The organism is Pseudomonas auratipiscis, assembly GCF_036324085.1.
Lineage (GTDB): Bacteria > Pseudomonadota > Gammaproteobacteria > Pseudomonadales > Pseudomonadaceae > Aquipseudomonas > Aquipseudomonas auratipiscis.
This window is the reverse complement of record NZ_JAZDCU010000008.1, coordinates 66335-83581: the sequence shown is the minus strand read 5'-3', so window position 1 is coordinate 83581 and position 17247 is coordinate 66335. Positions and strand designations below refer to the sequence as shown.

The 17247-nt window shown below is 58.6% G+C and carries 11 protein-coding genes and 1 pseudogene; 5 read left to right on the top strand and 7 right to left on the bottom strand.

Translation table 11 applies throughout. The features are described 5' to 3' along the window. Positions 1 to 1233: an organoarsenical effux MFS transporter ArsJ gene (arsJ, locus tag V0R60_RS13220; RefSeq protein WP_302028842.1), complete on the top strand. Its 1233-nt coding sequence runs from the start codon at positions 1 to 3 to the stop codon at positions 1231 to 1233. A gap of 24 nt (positions 1234 to 1257) precedes the next feature. Here arsJ and V0R60_RS13215 read toward each other — a convergent pair. The 7 genes and pseudogenes from V0R60_RS13215 to V0R60_RS13185 all read right to left on the bottom strand — a co-directional run. After that, a pseudogene (locus V0R60_RS13215) lies at positions 1258 to 1802 on the bottom strand (pyridine nucleotide-disulfide oxidoreductase); the annotation flags it as partial. A gap of 256 nt (positions 1803 to 2058) precedes the next feature. Beyond that, entirely contained in the window at positions 2059 to 3351 is a 1293-nt protein-coding gene (locus tag V0R60_RS13210) for a carbohydrate porin (protein WP_330079853.1), read from the bottom strand. An 88-nt stretch (positions 3352 to 3439) separates the two neighbouring features. Further along, entirely contained in the window at positions 3440 to 5875 is a 2436-nt protein-coding gene (locus tag V0R60_RS13205; protein ID WP_330079852.1) for a membrane-bound PQQ-dependent dehydrogenase, glucose/quinate/shikimate family, read from the bottom strand. 402 nt (positions 5876 to 6277) lie between these two features. Continuing rightward, positions 6278 to 6766, bottom strand: coding sequence for a DUF2165 family protein (locus V0R60_RS13200; protein ID WP_136478182.1), 489 nt, complete (start codon positions 6764 to 6766; stop codon positions 6278 to 6280). Between the two features lie 20 nt (positions 6767 to 6786). After that, positions 6787 to 8226, bottom strand: a complete 1440-nt coding sequence (locus V0R60_RS13195; protein ID WP_330079851.1) for a TolC family protein — start codon at positions 8224 to 8226, stop codon at positions 6787 to 6789. Between the two features lie 9 nt (positions 8227 to 8235). Beyond that, the gene (locus V0R60_RS13190) at positions 8236 to 11325 is read right to left on the bottom strand and encodes a MexW/MexI family multidrug efflux RND transporter permease subunit (RefSeq protein WP_330079850.1); all 3090 of its coding nucleotides are present in this window, start codon (positions 11323 to 11325) and stop codon (positions 8236 to 8238) included. Then, positions 11312 to 12418, bottom strand: a complete 1107-nt coding sequence (locus tag V0R60_RS13185) for an efflux RND transporter periplasmic adaptor subunit (protein ID WP_330079849.1) — start codon at positions 12416 to 12418, stop codon at positions 11312 to 11314. The genes V0R60_RS13190 and V0R60_RS13185 overlap by 14 nt, the downstream gene beginning before the upstream one ends. Positions 12419 to 12554: 136 nt before the next feature. Here V0R60_RS13185 and soxR point away from each other — a divergent pair, with 136 nt between their 5' ends. The 4 genes from soxR to garD all read left to right on the top strand — a co-directional run bounded on the left by soxR (position 12555) and on the right by garD (position 17211). Beyond that, complete coding sequence (gene soxR, locus V0R60_RS13180; RefSeq protein WP_375547277.1) at positions 12555 to 12989, top strand: redox-sensitive transcriptional activator SoxR; 435 nt, start codon at positions 12555 to 12557, stop codon at positions 12987 to 12989. A 203-nt stretch (positions 12990 to 13192) separates the two neighbouring features. Further along, positions 13193 to 14104: a 5-dehydro-4-deoxyglucarate dehydratase gene (gene kdgD, locus V0R60_RS13175; protein WP_136478187.1), complete on the top strand. Its 912-nt coding sequence runs from the start codon at positions 13193 to 13195 to the stop codon at positions 14102 to 14104. A gap of 107 nt (positions 14105 to 14211) precedes the next feature. Then, positions 14212 to 15588: an MFS transporter gene (locus tag V0R60_RS13170; protein ID WP_136478188.1), complete on the top strand. Its 1377-nt coding sequence runs from the start codon at positions 14212 to 14214 to the stop codon at positions 15586 to 15588. A gap of 69 nt (positions 15589 to 15657) precedes the next feature. Continuing rightward, positions 15658 to 17211, top strand: a complete 1554-nt coding sequence (gene garD / locus V0R60_RS13165) for a galactarate dehydratase (protein WP_136478189.1) — start codon at positions 15658 to 15660, stop codon at positions 17209 to 17211. The last annotated feature ends 36 nt before the right edge of the window (positions 17212 to 17247 follow it).

The following is a 17247-nucleotide window of genomic DNA, read 5'->3' as shown; positions in this document are numbered from 1 at the left end:
ATGAAGGCGTTGTCAGCCCTGTCTGCGGAAGTGCGTCAGTACCTGCTGGTTACCGGCAACTACTGGGCCTTCACCCTAACCGACGGCGCATTGCGCATGTTGGTGGTACTGCACTTCCATTCGCTGGGCTACACGCCGCTGCAGATCGCGGCGCTGTTCCTGTTCTACGAAGTGTTCGGCGTGATCACCAACCTGGTGGGCGGCTACCTCGGCGCCCGCCTGGGGCTCAATCGCACCATGAACATCGGACTGGGCATGCAGGTCCTGGCCCTGCTGATGCTCACGGTACCGGCAGCCTGGCTGACGGTGCCGTGGGTGATGGCCGCCCAAGCGCTTTCCGGTATCGCCAAGGACTTGAACAAGATGAGCGCCAAGAGCTCCATCAAGCTCCTGGTACCGGACAGCCAGCAAGGCACCCTCTACAAATGGGTGGCCATCCTCACAGGCTCGAAAAACGCGCTCAAAGGTGTGGGTTTCTTCCTCGGGGGAGCATTGCTCGCGCTGCTCGGCTTCCCCCAGGCGGTATTGGCCATGGCGGCAGTACTGGCCCTGATCTGGATCGGCAGTCTGATCCTGCTTAAAAAGGACTTGGGCAAGGCCAAAGCCAAGCCGAAGTTCCGCGACATGCTGTCCAAGAGCCGGGCGATCAACATCCTCTCAGCTGCACGACTGTTTCTCTTCGGCGCCCGAGACGTGTGGTTCGTCGTGGCACTGCCGGTGTACCTGAGCACCGCGTTTGGCTGGGACTTCTGGTTGGTCGGCGGCTTTCTTGCCGCCTGGATCATCGGCTACGGCATCGTGCAGTCGTTTGCCCCCAACATCACCGGCAAGAAGCGCGGTCATGTGCCGGACGGCCGAGCAGCCTTTACCTGGGCCATCGCGCTGGCCGGACTGCCCGTACTCATTGCTCTGGGGTTGACCACAAGCTGGTCGGCTCAGGTGGTATTGCTTGGTGGGCTGATGCTGTTCGGCATACTGTTCGCAGTGAATTCATCTCTGCACAGCTACCTGATCGTCAGCTATGCCAAGGAGGATGGGGTATCCCTGGACGTGGGCTTCTACTACATGTCCAACGCTCTGGGACGGCTGGTCGGCACGCTGCTTTCCGGCTGGGTGTTCCAAGCTTATGGCCTAGAGGCCTGCTTGTGGGTATCAAGCGCTTTTGTACTGGCTGCCGCCCTCATCTCGATCGCTTTGCCCAGGCACGGCGACACCACACAGCAGCCAAGCTGACCAGCGACCATCAGGCGGGGGCTCTCATGCCTCCGCCTTTACCAGTAATTGTTCGATTTCAGTGACGGTGCTGCAGCCTGTACGGGTAACCCCGATCAAAGTCGCCGACGCCGATCCCGTCCACTCGCCATAGCCCACCAGCCATAGCCTGGGTTCGTTCAAAGCACGAGTCCCCTCGACCTCCACACGCCCTTCCTCGGTAACCACCCCAAGGCTGGCCAGGTGCCCTAAAGCTGGCTTGAATCCGGTGCACCAGATCACCGCATCGACTGCCGTCTCCGAACCATCGGCCCAGACCACACCATCAGGTGTAAAGCGCACAAAGGGGCGCACAGCGTGCAGTACGTCCCGCTCACGTGCCTCGACCACAGGCGGCACCATCACGACATCCCCCCCCCGACGTGCTGATCAATGACTCGCCCTTCCCTCTGGGCTCTCCAGCGTTCCGTAACCCTCTCGAACAGCACACGACCATCCACATCGTCTGGCAGGAAAAGCGGATCGGTTACCAGAGTAAGTCGCTGTAGATAAATACTGATTAAAGCGCCCGCCCCACAATTACTACTGCCAGCTTGGTAGCAATAAAGTGGGTGTGGACATCCGGCACAAAAATCCTCAAAAAAAGGTAAGTGTCTGTGGACACTATCACCCAAGAAAGATTTTCTTCTACATCAATAATTTACGTTAATGTCCATGACTGCACATTAGTCGGTGCGCAGCCAACGTCTGATTGGAGCATCCCGTCTCAGTGTGTTAACTCACACACTGAGAAACTGCTCCCTGAAAAACCGCGCCTGGTCGCGGTTTTTCTGTTTCTGGATGCCGTTAAAACGTCGCTTTGACCTGTAACCCTAGCGCCAATGCATTACCCCTTTTCTTGCCAAAGAACGCACCAGGTTCAATGTAGTACTGCAGGTCGGGACGCAGCAGCAGCCAGGGTGTGACTTGCGCACCATAGTTGAGCTCCAGCATCTGCTCTGCATTGTCCAGCCCCGCGATCATGTCGTATTCCCCCGGGCTGCCGGCAGCCGCCTCCTGTACGTCTCGCGTGCGCGAGTTGAGCACCGCACGGCCGTAACCAAACGAGATGGAGTCTTTCGGACGACTTGCAAAAGGCTTTTGCTTGACCAGTCCTATCGAGTACCAGCGGCGCATCGGCGAGGTTGCCGCATTGCTGGTGGCCGCCTGGCCAAAAAGGCGCAGCACGCTTTCCGGATCTTGCTCATCTTTCCAGATTGCCTGGTCCATCAACACGTAGGCGCCTGTGCGGTTGCTGCTTTTTTCCGTGCTGCCAATTTTGGCAGCGTCGGAGGTGTCGTAGTACCACCCCACCTTGTACTGGCCATCAAGAAAATCATCGTTATTGAAGATCGCTTCCAGGGGCAAAATTGCACCGGTGGTGCCGTTGCTGGGCATGGAAAAGGCTTTGGAGGAGCGCATGTTGTACTCAGGGTTAACCTGGAATACAGCCGTTTGTAGGGTCAGTGATGGGTTGACGTTGTAGCGCAACTCACCGCCCCAATGTGCCGTCGGATAATTGCCCCAGCCACTGCCGCTGCCCATGGTCAGCGGATGTGCACAGAAGCCTGCACTGACAAAGTTGGCCAGGATTGGCATGCCGCCAAAGTCGGTGCCCATTACCATGAAGCCAACCTTGGTCGACAGGTCTGGCGAGAACAGATTGCGCTGATAGCTGAACTCGGTCAGGCGGGTGTACTGGCCACCGTAGTTCTCCTGCGCTGAAAGGCGATTGCCGAGCAAGTCTTCCGTAGCGCTGTGTCCGCGACGATCATTGACGATGATCTGCACCACTCCCGCATCAGGCGTGTCCAGCAGTTTGCTCAGATCGAACTGGACGCCAATGCGAATTTGTTGGGCATAGCGTGTACCGCGCTTGATTCCGCCGTGCAGGTTGGAAATGGTTTCAGAACTGTAGTCCCCCGTGAGCTTGACCCCCGCGTCGGCCAGTTTCTGGCGTTCGCCCCCCCAGTCGCCGGTGAGTGTCGAACGACTCATCAGGTCGGAAGTGTCAGCCTGTGCTGAGGATAGTGGCAAGATGCATAGCGACAGACCGCTGCACAGGCTGCTGGTCAGCAGTGCGCGGAAAGAAAAAAACATCCCAGATGTGCTCCGTTTCAAAGATGTGGGTGCTGCAAAAATAATCCCCGTAAACGGGGATTATTTTTCAACAAGGTCAGCCGAGGCGTTACTTGCTAACGCTGTCGGGCAGCGCATAGGCGATGATGTAGTCGCCCACATCCGGGGAATGGCTCATCCCACCGGCGGAGATGACCACGTACTGTTTGCCTGTGGCGGGTGACTTATAGATCAACGGAGCCGCCACTGCGCCAACTGGCAGACGCGCTTTCCACACCTCTTTACCGGTTGCCGAATCGAGTGCACGCAGGTAGTAGTCCTGGGTACCGGCGAAGAACACCAAGCCGGACGCGGTCGAGGTTGGGCCACCGAGTGTCGGCATGCCCAGGGGGATCGGCATCTTCGTCTTGATACCCAGAGGCCCGGTGTCCTGGACGGTTCCCAATGGAACCTGCCAGGCCAGCTTCTGCGTGTTCAGATCGATGGCGCTCATGCTGCCAAAAGGCGGGTTGTTGCATGGCACGCCCAGTGGCGACTGCAGAATGTCGATTCTGATACCACCATAGATACCGGCAACTTGTGGACGAATTGTGCCCATGAAGCCTGGTACTTCATCAGTCGAAACTTTGAATTTCTTGGTGTTTTCCTTGGTGACCAAGGACATTCGCAGCGGCACACGCATGTCATTGACGAACATCATGCCGGTGTTTTCGTCGATGGAGATGCCACCCCAGTTCATGCCACCCAACAAGCCTGGCCATTCGATGTAGGGCTTTTCAGTTGGCGGCGTGAAGGGTCCAACGTAGACCGAGTCCTTAAACATGATTCGGCAATAGAGTTGATCGAAGGTACTCACGCCCCACATGGACTCCTCCGTCAGTGGCTCGGCACCGATCACCGGCATGCCAACCGAGTACGGCTGCGTCGGCGACAGGTGCTCGCCTTCGGCTGCTGGCGAGGTCGGTACTGGACGCTCCTGAACTTCAGTCACCGGCTTGCCGGTACGCCGATCCAATACAAAGATATGACCGGTCTTGGTAGTCTGGATCAGCACCGGGGTGGTCTCGCCCTGAGCATTCTTCATGTCATAAAGAACAGGCTGCGAAGGCAGATCGTAGTCCCACACATCGTGGTGGACGATCTGGTAGACCCATTTGGCCTTGCCTGTGGACGCGTCGACGGCGACCACTGCCGAGCCGTATTTTTCCTTGGCCTGGTTCCGATCACCCCCCCAATAGTCGGGTGGGCCGTTACCGGTTGGCAGGTAGACCAGGTTCAACGCTTTATCGTAGGTCGGAATGGTCCATACGTTCGGCGTTTCGAGCGAGAACTGATGATCGTCGGCGGCTGCATCTGCGCTCTCAGGCGCGCCTACATCCCAAGCCCATACCAACTTGCCGGTGAGCACGTCGAACGCCCGCACAGCGCCTGAAGGCTCGTTTGCGACGATATCGCGTACCCAGCCACCCACGACGGTCAGGTGGCCCATGACCACCGGCAGCGAGGTTGGGTGATAGCGCTTGCTGTTCTCTGTCGGGCCCATGCCTTTCTTGAGGTCGACATAGCCGTTGTCGCCAAAGCTTGGGCACAGCTCGCCGGTGTGGGCATCGAGCGCGAACAAGCGGGCGTCCACCGACGACACCAGAATGCGCTGGCGGCATTGCTGGTCGTTGCTGTACGACGCCTTGACCTCGGCCGTGAGACTGTCGTCCTTGTCGATATCGTAGTAACCGACGCCACGACAGGTTACGTGCTCTTCACTTTTGGCATGCGGATCGAACTTCCAGATCGGCTTGCCTGTGTCACCGTCGAGCGCTGTAATCAGATTTTCCGGGGTGCAGGAGTACAGAACACTACCAATCTGCAGCGGGGTGTTTTCGTCCACACCCGCGCCCGCGCCAGTGGTTCTGCGGCCTGTTCTGTAAGTCCAGGCAACCTGGAGCTTATTGACGTTTTCCGGAGTGATTTGCGTGTAGGGTGCAAACCGGGTGCCCGACGCATTGCGGCCAAAGAACTCCCAGTTTTCCGGGGCTGATTGGGATGCCTTCGAAGCAGGCATGGCCGTCGTAGCCACTGGGTTGGAGACCGCACCGTGCGGAAAAAACGCCGCAACAAATGTGGCGATCAGTCCCAGGAACACGGCAAAACCAAAACGATTAGCCAAGCGCCGCGTGCGCAAGGAAGTGCCAGCAAGTGCTGCACTTACCCACAGACTAAGCGTGAGAATAACGGCCGGAACGACCAGGCGCGGAAGCAATTGCCAGTAACTGAACTGGCGTACTTCGTAAAAGGCCCAGACACATGTCGCCAGGAATATAACCACAGAAAGTGCAAGGCCAAGTCGCTTGCGAAGTAGATAAAGTGCAGCTAACAGCAAATACGCCAAGCCTGCTATCAAGTAATAACTTGATCCGCCCAACGCCAGCAATTTGATCCCGCCATAGATCAATGCAAGCGCCACGATAAAAGCCAGCAAAGAAAACAGCACCCTTGCGACGTCACTGATTGAGCGTCTTCCCTTATGGGAAAGATTGTCGTCCGTCATATGTAAATATGCCCTGTTGGTGAATACAGAACGGCTCCCACAGAAGGTGAGAAAATCGGCCGAATGATCGGACCGTCCTGTATCTGGCTACGCGTGGTTAGTTCAAAATCCCTATGCACTACCCTGCCGAGGCAAGTAAGCATGGAAGATCAGCGGCGCACATTGCCGCCAATACGTTTAGGCCCGGATGCTGACGTTAGGTCGCCGCAACCCGGCAGTCTGGAATCGAAACTCGACGCGAGTTCGATATTCAAGATGGAGTCAAGGCGGCCGCTACCGGTTTGGATAGATAGCTGCGCGCCCTGACTCTAGGGACAGTTTATCGCGATGGCCTTTTGGGATAATTCCAAAAGACTGGAAAACAATGTTGATGAAACAGTAACAATCCGGCGACTCGCTGGGTTAACTCAGCCAACTCGAGTTGAGCAATATAAAGCTGAGCATCATCCATAATACGAGTGCCAGATGGGTTAACTGCAGGCCCTCCTGGCGTATCCAGTAGCCAAACCAGAGTCCTCCCAGCAACATGGCAAAAATAGAACCCAGCGCTGCACTCAAGGAAAGATTCAGCCACGACCGAGCGACTTCCAAGCTATCGCCAAATACAAGGTTGTAGCAGCCCGTCCACGCGCTGACGACTGCTGCCAACTGCAGCAACACAATGATCGACAGGGCCAATTTGTGCAGAGCAGGAGAGTCCATGCTTCGCTTGAGCAACGGAATATCGATCCGCGGGTGCTGCTTGAGCGGAGCCATCGACAAGGTGGCGCCAACGGCCCCCACCGAAGCGGAAAACGCCTGAAGGTTGTTGATCAGAGCAATACTCAGCCACAGGCTGAACCCCAGGAAGTGGACAGCCAGAAAAAACAGCTGCGAGGTTTCCGTATCCATCACAAGTCCTTGCAAATTAATTATTGAGAGGCCATTGCCTGCTGGAGCTGCGTGCTGGTTGCAGGCGTTCTCCAAGCGAGTGCTTTGTACAGATCGACGACATTTCGATAAGACGCGGTTTCTGCCTGGGAGATGTCCTGGCGCATTCGGAGCAACTCGCGCTGGCTTTCCAGCACTGCCTGATAGCTGCCCGATCCGCTGTCATAACGCCGACTGGCGATATCGAACGAGACCTCGGCATGCCGGGCTGAACGCACCAGGGTTTGCAGGTGCCGCTGATGCTCGGTGAGCTGCACAATCGCCCCTTCCACCTCTTCGATAGCGAGCAGGAGCACCTGCTCGAAGCGTTCGGTTTCAGCTTCGGACAATGCTTGCGCAGCGCGCAGACGCGCCCGAACGCTCCCTAGATCAAACGCCGGCCAGGTCACTCCGGGGGTCAGTTCGAACGCGCGCGAGGCGCTGCCGACATCAGCATTGCGTAAGGCAAAAAAGCCGATAAAGCCGCCAAGACTGAGTCGGGGATAGAAATCTGCGGTTGCCGCGCCCACTTCCTCGACCCGCGCCGCCAGCAGCCGCTGAGCGCGAATCACATCAGGACGATTGAGAATCAGGGCATTCGGATCCCCGAGTGGCATCTGCCGGGCCAATGGTAGTGGTGGCGCGTCCTCAAGCGGCACAGGAGCACTGCCTGGACGCTGGCCAGATAGCACTTGCAGGCGATACAGGTTTCTTTGCAATCGGCCCTGGAGTGGCGCAATCGCCGCCTGCGCAAGCAGCAACTTGCTCTGGGCGCTTTCACGGTCTTCAGGCAAGCCACTGCCCAGCAGCATCTGTGCTTCGACCATGCGCACAGTCTCCCCCCAACTGCGCACTTCATCATTGGCCAACAACAATTGCTGGCGCAAACCTTGCGCCGCGAAATAGGTCTGCGCCACTTCAGCGGCAATGCTCAGTTGCACCTGTTCGACATCGGCCTGCGACGCTTCGACTCGTGACTGCGCAGCGCTGCTCAAATGATCGAGACGGCCAAACAGATCCAGCTCCCACTGCACGTCGAGCCCTGCTCGCCATGATTCGGACAAACTGCGCTGCGGTCGAGTGTCCGGCGCTTCCCGTTGCTCAATGCTGCGTTGATAGGTGAGCTCGCTGGTAACCACCGGCAGTCGTTGCAGCGCTTGCTCATCGAAGTTCGCCCGCGCCAGCAACAGGCTCGCTCGGGCCTGACGTACATCGCGGTTGTGCGCCACAGCGGTAGCGATCAGTTGCTCCAGCTGAGCATCGTCGAAAAACGTCCACCAGGCTGCGTCAGGTTGTATGGCCGTGTTTGCAAACTCCCGCACCTGGGGACTGACGTATTCGATTGGCGCCACCTGCGGGGCCTTGCCTTCGGGGCCGACCGAGCAAGCAGCAAGGCTCAGCAGCGCACTCAGCAGGACCGGATAACGTTTCAGGTTGTTCATGGTCGCTCCTCAGACAGCACGGATGCCAAGACGCCGTTCGGCTTCTTCAAGTTGCTGTTGGCGCGGGCTGTGGACTCGGTGATCCCGCGCCAGCCAGACGTAGATCGTCGGCAGTACAAACAGGGTGAACAGGGTCCCCACCACCATGCCACAGACGATCACCACGCCAAGGCCGAAACGGCTATTGGCTCCGGCCCCACTGGCAAACAACAGTGGCACCACACCAAATGTCATCGCCGCCGTGGTCATCAGTACCGGACGCAAGCGAATCTGCGCAGCGCGAACAATTGCTGCCGTTCGATCGAGGTTTTCACGAACCTGTATCTCGTTGGCAAACTCCACCATTAAAATGCCGTGCTTGCTGATCAGGCCAATCAGGGTAACGAGGCCTATTTGGGTATATATATTGAGCGTGGCCCAGCCCAGTGCCAGTGGCAGCAAGGCGCCGCAAATGGACAAGGGCACCGTCACCAGAATGATCAGTGGGTCCATCAGGCTTTCATACTGCGCAGCAAGCACCAGATAGATCACCACCAAGGCGGCAAGAAAAGCCCACATCAAGGCAAAGCCTTCCTGCACGTATTGACGGGATTCCGATTGCCAGTCATGACTGAAGCCCGGCGGCAACTCGGCAGCGAGCTGCTGCAAAAAATCCACGGCCTTGCCCATTGAGACACCGGGTGCGGCTATCGCCTGCAGCGTGCTTGCATTCTGCTGATCGAACTGCAGCAAGCGGTTTGGCGCCACCGTCATTTCCAGGCGCACCACCACCGACAGCGGCACAAGTCGACCGTCACTGGCACGCACGTATTGACGGGCAAGCGCCGCGGGGCTCAATCGCTGATCATGGATGCTTTGCGGAATAACGTCATAGGAACGGCCATAGAGCGCGAAACGATTGATGTACTGCTCGCCGACCAACACGCCAAGCGACTCGCCGATATCCTCCATGCTGATACCCAGGCTGGCAGCCTTGGCTCGGTCGATGCTGATTTTCACCACCGGATTGTTGTAGTCCAGGTCGCTGTCGACCATGCTGAACAGGCCACTCTCGCGAGCGCGCTGCTTGAGCGTTTCCATAGTCTGATACAGCACGGGGTAATCCTGAGCGCTGCGCAACACCATTTGCACGGGCAAGCCACCGCTGGAGCCTGGTAGCGAAGCCACCTGGAAAGCGAAAATGCTGCTGCCCTCGACGTCACTCGCCGCATGCTGCAGCTCGGCCTGAATTTGCGCCGCCGAGCGCTTGCGCGCTTCCCAGGTCGTCAGGTTGATACCGCCGAAACTGCTGGCCGGTCCATCCGTCCCATTGATGATCCAGGTGTCGGTGGTTTCCGGAATCGACTTCATGACTTGATCCAGCTTGCTGGCGAAGCGTTCCACGTATTCAAGGCTGGCATGCTGGGGCGACTTGATTGCAGTCAGCACCGCCGCCTGGTCTTCCGGTGGCGCCAGCTCGCGCTGCGGCAACTGGTACAACCAGGGCAGGCTCATGCACACCAGCAACGCCACACCACCGCTGATCCAGCGCCTGGAAAGGGAATGGCCAAGTGCCTGTCCATAAACCGCCGCCAGCCCTCCAAAGAGCTTCTCGGCCAACTTGGCCATTGGTCCATCCTGCTGACCCGGTTTGAGCAACAGCGAACTCATCACCGGCGACAAGGTGAGCGCCACCACCCCAGAAACGATTACTGCACCCGCCAGAGTCAGGGCGAATTCACGAAACAGCGTACCGGTCAGCCCGCCGATCAAGCCGATCGGGGCGTATACAGCCGCCAGCGTCAGGGTCATGGCGACCACCGGACCTGCGATTTCACGCGCACCGGCCAAGGCAGCGGCAACCGGCGACTGACCCTCCTCGATATGCCGATGAACGTTTTCAACCACGACGATGGCGTCATCCACCACCAAACCGATGGCTAGCACCATCGCCAGCAAGGTCAGCAAGTTGAGGCTGAAGCCAAACATCAACATCAACCCCGCAGCCCCCAGCATCGACAGCGGAATAGCCATGACCGGTATCGCCACGCTACGCAGCGAGCCCAGACACAGCCAAATCACCACAACCACAATCAGCATCGCTTCGAGCAGTGTACGAATTACCTCGTGGATCGAAGCCTCGATAAAGCGCGCCGTCTCGTAGGCCAGCGCAACAGTTACCCCAGGAGGCAGGGTTTTCTCGATTTGCGGCAGCAGCTCACGAATGCCATCGACAATGACCAGGGGGTTGCCCGACGGCGTGGGGAAAAGTCCCAGATGCACTGCCGGCTTGCCATCCATCGTTGCACTGGTCTGGGTTGCGGCAGCATTAAGCTCGACGGTGCCCACATCACGCAGGCGCACAAGATCGGTACCGTCGTTGCGGATGATCAAGTCGCGAAATTCTTCGACGCTGGTCATATCGGTATCGATACTGATGTCGGCAAGTACGTACTGCCCGCGAACCTGCCCCGGCGTGGCCTGGTAGTTATTGTTGCGCACGGCTTGAGCGATATCTGCGGCCGTTACCCCACGCCCCGCCATGCGCTCGCTGTCCAGCCACAAACGCATGGCCAGGTTCTGCCCGCCAAAGGTCTGCACCTTGGCAACACCCTCGATGCCTGAAAACTGCGGCTCGACCACGCGTGAGAGGTAATCGCTCAGTTCCGGGGTCGACAATGTATCGCTGGCAAAGCCTACGTAGGCCACCGCTGTCGAGTCGCCCGCGGACAGTTCCACGACCGGGTCGTATGCCTTCTCCGGCAACCGGTAGCGCACCTGGTTCACCTTGGCCATGGTTTCGGCCAGGGCTTGGGTCGAGTCCCGATTGAGGGTCATGCGCAGGGTGATCAGGCTGCGCCCCTGAAGCGACGAAGAAGATAAGTAATCAACGCCCTCCACCGAGGACACGGCCTGAGTGATCGGCTGAGTGATAAAGCCTTGCATCAACTCGGCGGACGCCCCCGGGTACTGCGTGGTGATGGTGATGGTCGAACTTTCGAGCAGTGGGTACTGACGAACGGGCAGTTTGGCCATGGCGAACAGCCCCACCAGCACGATCAGACTGCTGACCACCAACGCCAGCACTGGGCGACGAACGAACAGGTCAGTGAACCTCACGACGGTGCTCCCCGACGGCGCTTTGCAGAGTGTCCGCGGGCACCGTTTCAACGTGCATGCCATCACTGAGTTTGAGCTGACCGGAAACGACCACCCGATCACCTTCCTTCAATCCCGAACTGACCTCTATCTGTCCCTGCCAGCGCTCCCCCGTGGTGACCCCGGTGCGACTGACGACAATGCCGCGCTCATCATCCTCGGTAGCGATGAATACCGTTTGCCCGTAAGCGGTGTAGGTAATCGCCGTCTCAGGCACGGCAAGCACCGAAGACGGTCGCAGCGCATTGAGACGGACACTTGCATACATGCCGGGCTGCAACTGCCCATCCGGATTGGCCAAGGTTGCCTGCACCTGCACCTGGCGTGCCTGGCTGATCATCGGATCGACCGCCGTCACCTCGGCGGACAACTGCCGCTGTGCAAACGCATTGACCGCAAGTGCCAACGGTTGTCCGACGCGCAGCACTGGCGCATCTTGCTCATCCAGCGAGAAATTGACGTGCAGATAACGTGCGTCCACCAAGCTGACAACGGCTTCGCCAGCATTCAAATGCTGCCCCAGGTGAACTCGACGAATTCCGACCGTTCCAGCAAAAGGTGCACGGATCGCCTTCTGCGCAATCAACGCTTCGATCTGAAGCAGCTCTCCCTTGGCCACCTCCACAGCGGTCGACGCGCTCTCAAACTGCTCCTGCGTAGCGACATTTTCTGCTCGCAGCTTGCGTGTACGTTGCAACAACGTCTCGCTGTTATGCAATTTGGCTCGCAATTGCACACGCTGGGCCTGCTCCGGCGCGTCGTTGAGCTGGACCAGCAACTGCCCAGCCTTGATCACTTGCCCGGATTCGAAGGCAATGCGAGTGATACGACCCGCCGCCTCCGCCGCCACCAGAACCTGGCTGGCGGCTTCCAACTCTCCTGCGGCAAGGGACTGGCGTGGAATATCCAGGCGCACGACCTTGGCCAGTGCCACCTTGGTTGCCGGCCACGCAGCAAATTCCTGCTCTGCCGAACGGTTGCCAGTAAATGCATACACACTGGCCAGTCCGCCGACCACTGCGGCACCCACAGCCAAATACATCCTTTTGCCCATGCCTTGCTCCGATCCTCAGGGGTGTGCTCACTGCCAGTTGCAGGAAAGATCGGAGCGGACTATAAAACCTCAACTTAACTTGAGGTCAACAACTGTGGCGGGGAACGAAAGAACGGATAGCTCGCGGTCACTCACCATCGGTGAAGTGGCCAGACGCAGCGGTGTGGCTGTTTCCACCCTGCACTTCTATGAGTCCAAAGGCTTGATCGCCAGTACGCGAAGCGCCGGCAATCAACGGCGCTTCCCAGCCTTGGTGCTACGCACCATCGCCATTATCAAAGTGGCGCAACGCACCGGTATTCCACTGGAGGAGATCAAGAACGCCATCGGCAAGTACCCACCCAACAGCAAAGTGACGGCGGCTCAATGGGGGGAAATGTCATCAGCCTGGCGAGAAGACTTGAACGCCCGCATCCGTACCCTGGAAGCGTTGCGCGACAGCCTGGACAATTGTATCGGCTGCGGCTGCCTGTCCCTGGATGACTGCCCGCTGCGCAACCCTGATGACACCTTGGGCAAAGAAGGCCCAGGGCCGAGAGTCCTGGAAGGCGAAGGTATACGGCGTTGTTGAGCTACTGATTTAAGGCCTGTCTCGGTGGCGTGCAAGACGAGGCTTGTTTGCCTCATCAGCGCCACCCGCGCACCGGCGACTCACTACCGCAGAGTGAAAAAAGAGGACCAGCGGGGCTAGGCACATTTTTAGTTGTACGATAACGTATCTCTACTCGAGTACCACTGCGTTTCCCAATGTGTCCTACAGGGTGTTCTACAACAATGAATCCACAAGAACTGAAATCCATCCTCTCCAGCGGCCTGTTGTCTTTCCCGGTCACCGACTTCAATGCCCAGGGCGACTTCAACCGCTCGGGCTACATCAAGCGCCTGGAATGGCTGGCCCCATACGGCGCCAGCGCCCTGTTTGCGGCCGGTGGTACCGGCGAATTCTTCTCCCTGGCTGCCAGTGAATATTCGCAAATCATCAAAACTGCGGTCGACACCTGCGCCACCAGCGTGCCGATTCTGGCCGGTGTCGGCGGATCGACCCGTCAAGCCATCGAGTACGCGCAAGAAGCGCAGCGCCTGGGCGCCAAAGGCCTGCTGCTGCTGCCGCACTACCTCACCGAAGCCAGCCAGGACGGCGTTGCCGCCCACGTTGAAGCGGTGTGCCGCTCGGTGGATATCGGTGTGGTGGTTTACAATCGCAACGTCTGCCGCCTGAATGCCACGCAACTGGAGCAACTGGCTGAACGCTGCCCGAACCTGATTGGCTACAAGGATGGCCTGGGTGACATCGAGTTGATGGTGTCGATTCGCCGCCGCCTCGGTGATCGTTTCACCTACCTCGGCGGTTTGCCGACTGCCGAGGTCTACGCCGCGGCTTACAAGGCCCTGGGCGTGCCTGTGTACTCCTCGGCAGTGTTCAACTTCATTCCGAAAACAGCGATGGATTTCTATCACGCCGTCGCCCGGGACGATCACGCTACCGTGGCCAGGATCATCGACGAGTTCTTCCTGCCCTACCTGGACATCCGTAATCGCAAGGCCGGTTACGCCGTGAGCATCGTCAAGGCCGGGGCCAGGATCGCTGGCTACGATGCCGGCCCGGTACGTACGCCACTGACCGAACTGACAACCCAGGAGTACGAGATGCTGGCCGCGCTGATCGACAAGCAGGGTGCGCAATAACGGCTGACGCACCCTGGCGGCCAAGGGTCGCCGGAGCCGAAGCCTGAGCGCTTCGGCTCCACACAACCAGAACCCCGCACAAAAATAATTAGTGGGAGTACATCTGCATGCAAGCGACTAAAAAGACGCATGTACGCTATCTGATCCTGTTCATGCTGTTCATCGTGACCACGATCAACTACGCCGACCGAGCCACCATTTCCATTGCTGGCTCCAGCTTGCAGAAGGATCTGGGTATCGATGCGGTCACCCTTGGCTACATCTTCTCGGCTTTCGGTTGGGCGTATGTGCTGGGACAGATTCCCGGTGGCTGGCTGCTTGACCGCTTTGGTTCAAAGAAGGTCTACGCTCTGAGCATCTTCACCTGGTCTGCGTTTACCGTACTGCAAGGCTTTGTCGGCTATCTGCCGGTGGCCAATGCGATCATTGCTCTGTTCATGCTGCGCTTTCTGGTCGGTTTCGCCGAGGCGCCGTCGTTCCCTGGCAACGCCCGAATCGTCGCGGCCTGGTTTCCGACAGCCGAACGCGGCACGGCTTCTGCAATCTTCAATTCAGCGCAATATTTCGCCACCGTACTGTTCGCCCCGTTGATGGGCTGGATCGTTCACTCCTGGGGTTGGGAGCACGTATTCATCGTGATGGGGGTGCTGGGCATTCTGTTCTCCGTCGCCTGGCTCAAACTGATCTACAACCCCAAGGAACACCCGATGGTCAGTACTGCCGAGCTTGAGTACATCGAGCAGAACGGCGGCCTGGTGGACATGGACAAACCCAAGCAGGCTGGCAAGAGCGGACCGAAATGGGACTACATCAAACAGTTGCTCAGTAGCCGCATGATGCTCGGTATCTACCTGGGACAGTACTGCATCAACGCAATCACCTATTTCTTCCTCACCTGGTTTCCGGTGTACCTGGTGCAGGAGCGAGGCATGTCGATCCTCAAGGCCGGCTTCATTGCCTCCTTACCAGCGATCTGCGGCTTCGTCGGCGGAGTGCTGGGCGGGATAATTTCCGACCACCTGCTGCGCCGTGGCCACTCGTTGACCTTCTCACGCAAGACACCGATCGTTATCGGCCTGCTGCTCTCGACGTCGATGATCATCTGTAACTATGTCGATGCCGAATGGATGGTGGTCGCCATTATGGCCCTGGCGTTCTTCGGCAAAGGCCTCGGTGCGCTCGGCTGGGCAGTGGTATCCGACACCTCGCCAAAACAGATCGCCGGCTTGTCGGGGGGTATGTTCAACACCTTCGGCAACATCGCCTCGATTACCACGCCGATCATCATTGGTTACATCATCAGCGCCACCGGGTCGTTCAAGTGGGCACTGGTATACGTCGGCGCCAACGCCCTGGTAGCCGTGTTCAGCTACCTCGTGATAGTCGGTCCTATCAAGCGCATCGAACTGCGCGAAGATGCCAGCAAGAACGGTAATGCCCAGGCGCAACCAGCCAGCGGTACCCTGGCTGAATCCCGTCATTGAGTAAAACGCCTGCGACCGCGGTTGCAGGCCTGCTGATCAGCCTGAATAAAGTACAAGAAGGGCCAACCCATGCACATGATCGAACACGCTGACTCACCACGCTACGTACGCCTGCATGAACAGGACAACGTTGTTGTCGTGGTGAATGATCAGGGGGTCGCTGAAGGCAGCCGCTTTGCCGATGGCCTGACGGTGGTCGAAGGGATTCCGCAAAGCCACAAGGTGGCACTGGTAAACATCGCCAAGGGCGAACCGGTGGTGCGCTATGGCCAGGTAATCGGCTACGCGCTGCAAGACCTGGTTCAAGGTAGCTGGGTGAAGGAAACCCAGCTGGCCATGCCATCGGCGCCAGCACTCGACAGTCTGCCGATGTCTGACGCGGTCCCCGCTGCACTGCCGCCATTGGAAGGCTACACCTTTGAAGGTTACCGCAACGCCGACGGAACCGTCGGTACCCGCAACATCCTCGGTATTACCACGACGGTGCAGTGTGTGACCGGGGTACTGGATCATGCAGTCAACCGCATTCGCAACGAGTTGCTGCCCCGCTACCCCAATGTCGATGACGTGGTCGCCTTGACCCATAGCTACGGTTGCGGTGTGGCGATCAACGCCCGCGATGCCTACATTCCGATTCGCACCGTGCGCAACCTGGCCCGCAATCCCAACCTGGGCGGCGAAGCACTGGTCATCAGCCTGGGCTGCGAGAAGCTGCAAGCCGGGCAAGTGATGCACGAGGATGATGCTAGCGTCGACCTCAGCGAACCTTGGCTGTACCGCCTGCAGGACGCCAGTCATGGCTTCGGCGAAATGATCGAGCAGATCATGGCGCTGGCTGAAACTCGCTTGAAAAAACTCGACCAGCGCCGCCGCGAAACAGTCCCGGCTTCGGCGCTTATCCTCGGCATGCAGTGTGGCGGCAGCGATGCATTTTCCGGCATCACTGCCAACCCTGCACTGGGCTACGCCTCGGATCTATTGGTTCGCGCTGGCGCGACGGTGATGTTCTCGGAAGTCACCGAAGTACGCGACGCCATCTACATGCTCACCTCTCGGGCGCAAACGCCGGAAGTCGCGCAGGCGCTGGTACGCGAGATGGATTGGTACGATCAGTACCTGCAACGCGGCGAGGCCGATCGTAGCGCCAACACCACGCCAGGCAACAAGAAAGGCGGTTTGTCGAATATTGTCGAGAAGTCCCTGGGCTCGATCGTCAAATCCGGCAGCAGCGCCATCAACGGTGTGCTTGGCCCTGGCGAGCGTGTTACCGGCAAGGGCCTGGTATTCTGCGCCACCCCGGCCAGCGATTTTGTCTGCGGTACGCTGCAACTGGCGGCCGGGATGAACCTGCATGTGTTCACCACCGGGCGCGGCACACCTTACGGGCTGGCCATGGCACCGGTGGTCAAGGTCTCGACCCGTACCGAGCTTGCCGAGCGCTGGCCTGACCTGATCGACATCGATGCCGGGCGCATCGCAACCGGGCGCGCCAGCATCGAAGAGCTGGGCTGGGAGTTGTTCCACTACTACCTTGATGTAGCCAGCGGCCGCCAACAAACCTGGGCCGAACGCTACAAGCTGCATAACGACATAACCCTGTTCAATCCTGCACCCATCACCTGACAGCAAATTAGCCACAAGGCGCTGTACACAGCCTTG

Excerpts from the sequence above, each read along its gene's own strand:
- arsJ (WP_302028842.1), top strand. The coding sequence starts at position 1 with ATGAAGGCGTTGTCAGCCCTGTCTGCGGAAGTGCGTCAGTACCTGCTG.
- V0R60_RS13210 (WP_330079853.1), bottom strand. The coding sequence starts at position 3,351 with ATGTTTTTTTCTTTCCGCGCACTGCTGACCAGCAGCCTGTGCAGCGGT.
- V0R60_RS13205 (WP_330079852.1), bottom strand. The coding sequence starts at position 5,875 with ATGACGGACGACAATCTTTCCCATAAGGGAAGACGCTCAATCAGTGAC.
- V0R60_RS13200 (WP_136478182.1), bottom strand. The coding sequence starts at position 6,766 with ATGGATACGGAAACCTCGCAGCTGTTTTTTCTGGCTGTCCACTTCCTG.
- V0R60_RS13195 (WP_330079851.1), bottom strand. The coding sequence starts at position 8,226 with ATGAACAACCTGAAACGTTATCCGGTCCTGCTGAGTGCGCTGCTGAGC.
- V0R60_RS13185 (WP_330079849.1), bottom strand. The coding sequence starts at position 12,418 with ATGGGCAAAAGGATGTATTTGGCTGTGGGTGCCGCAGTGGTCGGCGGA.
- kdgD (WP_136478187.1), top strand. The coding sequence starts at position 13,193 with ATGAATCCACAAGAACTGAAATCCATCCTCTCCAGCGGCCTGTTGTCT.
- V0R60_RS13170 (WP_136478188.1), top strand. The coding sequence starts at position 14,212 with ATGCAAGCGACTAAAAAGACGCATGTACGCTATCTGATCCTGTTCATG.
- garD (WP_136478189.1), top strand. The coding sequence starts at position 15,658 with ATGCACATGATCGAACACGCTGACTCACCACGCTACGTACGCCTGCAT.